5 protein-coding genes are annotated in these 5,337 nt (G+C 72.5%); all 5 read right to left on the bottom strand.

Going from position 1 to position 5,337, the window contains the following annotated elements; genetic code table 11:
* A partial coding sequence (locus tag SACPADRAFT_RS33380) for an FAD binding domain-containing protein (protein WP_007026332.1) occupies window positions 1–717 on the bottom strand: 717 nt, incomplete at its 3' end.
* Complete coding sequence (locus tag SACPADRAFT_RS0220910; RefSeq protein WP_007026333.1) at window positions 714–3,164, bottom strand: xanthine dehydrogenase family protein molybdopterin-binding subunit; 2,451 nt, start codon at window positions 3,162–3,164, stop codon at window positions 714–716. The genes SACPADRAFT_RS33380 and SACPADRAFT_RS0220910, both read right to left, overlap by 4 nt.
* Window positions 3,161–3,706, bottom strand: a complete 546-nt coding sequence (locus SACPADRAFT_RS0220905; RefSeq protein WP_007026334.1) for a (2Fe-2S)-binding protein — start codon at window positions 3,704–3,706, stop codon at window positions 3,161–3,163. Before SACPADRAFT_RS0220905 ends, SACPADRAFT_RS0220910 begins: the two co-directional genes overlap by 4 nt.
* Window positions 3,707–3,955: 249 nt before the next feature.
* A complete protein-coding gene (locus SACPADRAFT_RS0220900) occupies window positions 3,956–5,080 on the bottom strand; it encodes an XdhC family protein (RefSeq protein ID WP_007026335.1) in 1,125 nt (374 codons plus the stop codon).
* The coding region (locus tag SACPADRAFT_RS0220895) for a VWA domain-containing protein (RefSeq protein WP_007026336.1) at window positions 5,073–5,337 on the bottom strand (265 nt) is incomplete at its 5' end. The genes SACPADRAFT_RS0220900 and SACPADRAFT_RS0220895, both read right to left, overlap by 8 nt.

Raw genomic sequence — 5,337 nt, 5'->3', positions numbered from 1 at the left:
CGCGGTGGCGGGCTGCCCCACCAGCGCGGACTCCACGCCCCGCGCCCGGACCGGCACCGACGCCATGTTCGTCAGCGCCACCCGGGCCTCGGCGATCGCCCCCGCGTCCGTGCGCACCGTCGCGGCCACCCCGACGATGGACCACGCCTGTGCCACCCGGTTGAACTTCTCGTAGTGCGCCTGCCAGCCGGTGAACTTCGGGACCCGCACCTGGGTCAGGATCTCGGACGGATCCAGGGCGGTGGTGAAGAAGTCGGCGAAGAACTCCGCCGCGGGCACCCGGCGGGTGCCGTCCATCCCGCGCAGGACCATTTCGGTGTCCATCGCCAACGCGGGTGCGAGCAGGTCCCCCGCCGGGTCGGCGTGGGCCAGCGACCCGCCGAACGTGCCGCGGTGGCGCACCTGCGGGTCGGCCACCGTGTCGGTGGCCCGCGCCAGCAGGGCCGCGTGCTCGGCGATCAGCGGGTCCCGTCGCACGTCGTGGTGCGTGGTCATCGCGCCGATCACCAGCGCGTCGCCGTCGTCGCGCACCCCGCGCAACTCGTCGATGTTGGTGAGGTCGACGACCGTCGTCGGCGCGGCCATCCGCAACCGCAGCACCGGCAGCAGGCTCTGCCCACCCGCGAGGATCTTGGCGTCCTCGCCCGCGTCGGCCAGGGCCCGGACCGCGTCATCCACCGTGGACGGAGCCACGTAGTCGAACGGGGCGGGGATCACTGCGCACCTCCGTGTTCGGCGTCGATCGAACCGAGGCCGCCACCGGCCTCGGCGCCCGGCCCACCGGCGGCCTGCTCCCCGGTGTGGATGGCCTGGAAGACCCGCATCGGCGTGCACGGCATCCGGACGTCGTCCACGCCGAAGTGCCGCACCGCGTCCACGATCGCGTTCACCACGGCCGGGGTCGAGGCGATCGTGCCCGCCTCCCCCACGCCCTTGACGCCGAGCGGGTTCGTCGTGGACGGCGTCTCGGTGCGGTCGGTGGTGAACGACGGCAGATCGGCCGCCGACGGCAGCAGGTAGTCGGCGAACGTGCCGGACATCAGCGTGCCGCCCTCGTCGAACACCGCCTCCTCGTACAGCGCCTGCGCGATGCCCTGGGCGAGCCCCCCGTGGATCTGTCCCTCAACGATGAGCGGGTTCACCACGGCGCCGACGTCGTCCACGCAGACGTAGGAACGGATGGTGCTGCGCCCGGTCTCGGTGTCCACCTCCATCGCGCACAGATGCGTGCCGTGCGGGAAGGAGAAGTTCTCCGGATCGAAGGTCGCCTCCGAGTCCAGGGACGGCTCCACCCCCTCGGGCAGGTCGTGAGCGGTGAACACGGCCAGCGCGAGGTCCTGGATCCGGGTGGAGCGGTCCGTGCCGCGCACGGTGAACCGGCCGTCGGCGAACTCCAGGTCGTCCTCGGAACACTCCATCAGGTGCGCGGCGATCGTGCGGGCCTTCGCGACGACCTTCTCCGCCGCCTTCACCACGGCGATCCCGCCGACGGCCAGCGAACGCGAGCCGTAGGTGTCCAGGCCCCGGGGGGAGGACTGGGTGTCGCCGTGCAGGATCTCCACGTCGTCGAAGCCGACACCGAGCTGGTCGGCCACGATCTGGCTCCACGCGGTCTCGTGCCCCTGCCCGTGCGGCGAGACCCCGGTGACCACCTCGACCTTGCCGGTGGGCAGCATGCGGATCGTGGCGTGCTCCCAGCCGCCCGCGCCGTAGTCCAGCGAGCCGAGCACCCGGGACGGCGCCAGGCCGCACATCTCGGTGAACGTGGAGATGCCGATGCCGAGCTGCACCGGGTCACCGCGTTCCCGCCGCTCCCGCTGTTCCCGGCGCAGCCCGTCGTAGTCGAACAGGTGCTTGGCCTGCTCGGTGGCGGCCTCGTAGTCGCCGGAGTCGTAGGTGAGCGTGGAGACCGTGGTGTAGGGGAACTCGTCGTTTCGGATCCAGTTCTTCTCCCGCAGCTGGAGCGGCTCCATGCCGAGTTCGGCCGCCAGCTCGTCCATCATCCGTTCGATGCCGAAGGTGGCCTCCGGTCTGCCCGCGCCGCGGTAGGCGTCGGTGACCGTGGTGTTGGTGAACACGTTCGTGCAGGAGAAGTGGTAGGCCGGGATCTTGTAGATCGCGTTGAACATGAACGCGCCCAGGATCGGCACCCCCGGGCCGACGAGGCTGAGGTAGGCGCCCATGTCGGCCATCAGCTCGACCTTCAGACCGGTCAGCGTGCCGTCGCGGGTGGCCGAGATCGTCAGGTCCTGGATCTGGTCGCGCCCGTGGTGCGCGGCGACCATCGTCTCCGACCGGGACTCGGTCCACTTCACCGGCCTGCCCAGCTCCTGCGCCAGCCGCAGGGCGAGCATCTCCTCCGGGATCACGGCGAGCTTGCCGCCGAATCCGCCGCCGACGTCCGGGGCGATCACCCGGATCCGGTGCTCCGGGATGCCCAGGGTCATCGCCGCCATCGTCTTCACGATGTGCGGGACCTGGGTCGCCGACCACATCGTCAGCTGCGGCGCGGTCGGGTCGACGACCACCGAGCGGGGTTCCATGAAGCCCGGCACGAGCCGCTGCTGGCGGAACCGGCGGGTGAGCACCACCTCCGAGTCGGTGAAGGCCCGCTCGACGTCCCCGCCCGAGCCCGCCTCGGCCGAGTCGAAGGTCCACACCGCGTTGCGGTTGGTGCCCAAATCCTCGTGCACCAACGGGGCGTCGGGGACCAGGGCCTGCTCCATGTCCAGCACGACGGGCAGGTCCTCGTAGTCGACGTCGATCCCGGCGAGCGCGTCCTCCGCCTCGGCGGCGCTGCGCGCGACGACCACGGCCACGCCCTCGCCCGCGTAGTTCACCGTGCCCTGGGCGAGCATCGGCCTGCGGGGGTGTTTCATGTCCGGCGAGATCGGCCAGGCGCACGGCAGCGCGACGGCGCCCTCGGGATCGAGGTCCTCGGCGGTGTAGACGCCGAGCACGCCGGGCATCTCCCGCGCCTCACCGGCGTCGATCCCGGTGATCCGCGCGTGCGCGACCGGGCTGCGCAGCACGGCCACGTGCACCATGCCCGGCAGGGTGATGTTGTCGGTCCACCGGGTCCGTCCGGTGATGAGCCGCTCGTCCTCCTTGCGGACCCGGGCCCTGCCGACCTCGGTGACCGCCGGTTCCGTCGTCGACGTCACGACCGCGCACCTCCCCGCACACCCGCCGTGGTGGCCGCGCCGGTGGTCTCCCCGACCCGTTCGGCCTCCGGGCCCGCCCCGGGCCGCATCTCGCTCGCCGCGTCCTGCACCGCGCGGACGATGTTCTGGTATCCGGTGCACCGGCAGAGGTTGCCCTCCAGCCCCTCCCGGACGGCCTGCTCGTCCGGGTCCGGGTTCTCGGAGAGCAGGTCGATCGACTGCATGATCATGCCGGGGGTGCAGAATCCGCACTGCAGCGCGTGGTTGGTGGAGAACGCCTTCTGCACGGGGTGCAGCTCGCCGTCGCGGGCGAGCCCCTCGACCGTGGTGACCTCCCGGCCGTCGGCCTGGACGGCGAGTACCGAGCAGGACTTCACGCTCTGCCCGTCCAGGTGGACGGTGCAGGCTCCGCAGTTGCTCGTGTCGCACCCCACCACGGTGCCGACCTTGCCGACCTGCTCACGCAGGTAGTGCACCAGCAGTGTGCGGGGTTCGACCTCGTCGGTGTAGCGGGCTCCGTCAACGGTGACGGTGATGCGCATGGGGCCTCCTGTGCTGGCACGGCCCGCCGGGGCGGGCCGGGGAACGCGGCCGTCGGGTCGACCATCTCGGTGATCGACCTCACAGGTAACCCTGCTACCTCCGGGCTGCCGGGACAACCCCGGCGGCCCCCGTGCCCGCCGGTCATCGCCCGATCGGGCCTCCGTTTCCGGCGGAGCGCCAAAACGCGCGTTCCACTTCGGCGGCGTGTCGGCCGTGCCCGGTCGGGGGCCTGCCGTGGGAGCGGGGGGTCAGCGGGCCTCGGTGATGTGGATGCGGCCGTCGACGTCGGAGAGCCTGCGGCCACCGCCGCCCCAGCGCAGCGCGATGATCTCGGCCGCGATCGACACGGCCGTCTCCTCCGGGGTGCGGGCGCCGAGATCCAGCCCGATCGGGGAGGCGAGGTGCTTGAGCTCCGCCTCGGTCAGTCCCGCCTCACGCAGCCGCCGCATCCGGTCGTCGTGGGTGCGCCGGGAGCCCATCGCGCCGACGTAGCCGAGATCGAGCCGCAGGGCCGCCTCCAGCACGGGGACGTCGAACTTCGGGTCGTGGGTGAGCACGGTGACCACGGTCCGGCCGTCCACGCGGCCCGCCGCGGCCTCCGCCTCCAGATAGCGGTGCGGCCAGTCCACGACCACCTCGTGCGCATCCGGGAAGCGGCTCCGGGTGGCGAACACCGGGCGCGCGTCGCACACCGTGACCTCGTACCCCAGGTAACCCCCCATCCGGGCCATGGCCGCGGCGAAGTCGATCGCACCGAAGACCAGCATCCTCGGCGGCGGCTCGAACGCGTTGACGAACACCGCCATGCCCTCGCCCCGGCGCTGGCCGTCCGGCCCGTAGTGCAGGGTGCCGGAACGTCCACCGGCGAGCAGTCCCCGCGCGTCGTCGGTCACGGCGTCGTCGATCCGGGCCGACCCGAGGCTGCCGGAGACCCGGTCCGGCCACACGAGCATCCGCCCGCCGAGCAGGTCGGTGTCCGGGTGCGCGACCGTGGTCACCACGGCCACCGGCCGTCCCGCGCGGACGGAGTCGACCAGGTCGGGCAGCTCCGGCATGGAGTCGCGGTCGATCCGCTCCACGAACACGTCGATGATCCCGCCGCAGGTCAGCCCGACGGCGAACGCGTCGTCGTCGCTGACACCGTAGCGCTGCAACACGGGTGTGCCGTCGTCGACGACGCGCTGCGCGAGCTCGTAGACCGCGCCCTCGACGCACCCGCCGGACACGCTGCCGACCACGGTGTCGTCGGTGCCCACCAGCATCGCCGCCCCCGGTGACCGCGGCGCCGAGGAGAACGTGTCCACCACCGTGCCCAGGCCCACCGGCTCGCCCGCCCGCCACCGGCGGTACAGCTCGTCCAGCACGTCATGCATGGCTGATCTCCCTCAGCAGTCGTTCCAGCGTGGCCAGACTGTGCCCCGCGAGCAGCTTGTCGACATGCGGCCGCGCGGCGGCGATCCCGGACTGGACGGGCTCGTACCCCGGGCGGCCCGCGTGCGGGTTGACCCACAGCACCGCGTGCGCCAGACGGCGCAGCCGGGCGGTCTGCTCCCCGAGCAGGCCCGCGTCGCCGCGTTCCCAGCCGTCGGAGAACAGCACCACGGTGGCCCGGCGGGCGAGGCCGCGCTGG

It is taken from the genome of Saccharomonospora iraqiensis subsp. paurometabolica YIM 90007, from assembly GCF_000231035.2.
Classification (GTDB): Bacteria; Actinomycetota; Actinomycetes; order Mycobacteriales; family Pseudonocardiaceae; genus Saccharomonospora; species Saccharomonospora paurometabolica.
Note: the sequence above shows the minus strand (reverse complement) of the source record. Positions and strands in the feature narration are given on the sequence as shown.